The organism is Marinomonas sp. TW1 (assembly GCF_001625355.1).
Taxonomy (GTDB): domain Bacteria; phylum Pseudomonadota; class Gammaproteobacteria; order Pseudomonadales; family Marinomonadaceae; genus Marinomonas.
The window spans coordinates 1-339 of the sequence record NZ_JSEE01000056.1 but is presented as its reverse complement, the minus strand read 5'-3'; the positions used below and the strand labels follow the sequence as shown (position 1 = coordinate 339).

Below are 339 nucleotides of genomic sequence, written 5' to 3'. Positions count from 1 at the left end.
CTCTGGATTTACGATAATAGAAAGTCACTTAGGTTAAAGTGCTTTCCACCGGTTTAACGCTTGATTCATCGTTATTTCAAAATTCGAATTGTTAAAGAGCAAGTTTAGTGCAAAGCACTAAGTCAGATGCTTGATGATTCAATCAATCAAACTTCTTGCTTAGAACTCTGTGCTAATGCTTTTAAGATAGGTTGCTATGAGAACTCATAGCCATCAGATAATTTGTGTGAACGCTCACCAGTGCTTCATATCGTTTAAGGAGGTGATCCAGCCCCAGGTTCCCCTAGGGCTACCTTGTTACGACTTCACCCCAGTCATTGACCACTCCGTGGTAACCGC

Annotated in this window: 1 rRNA gene; it reads right to left on the bottom strand. The window is 41.6% G+C overall.

Annotated features, from left to right (window positions below):
- Window positions 1-255 precede the first annotated feature (255 nt).
- A 16S ribosomal RNA gene (locus OA79_RS17875) occupies window positions 256-339 on the bottom strand; the annotation flags it as partial.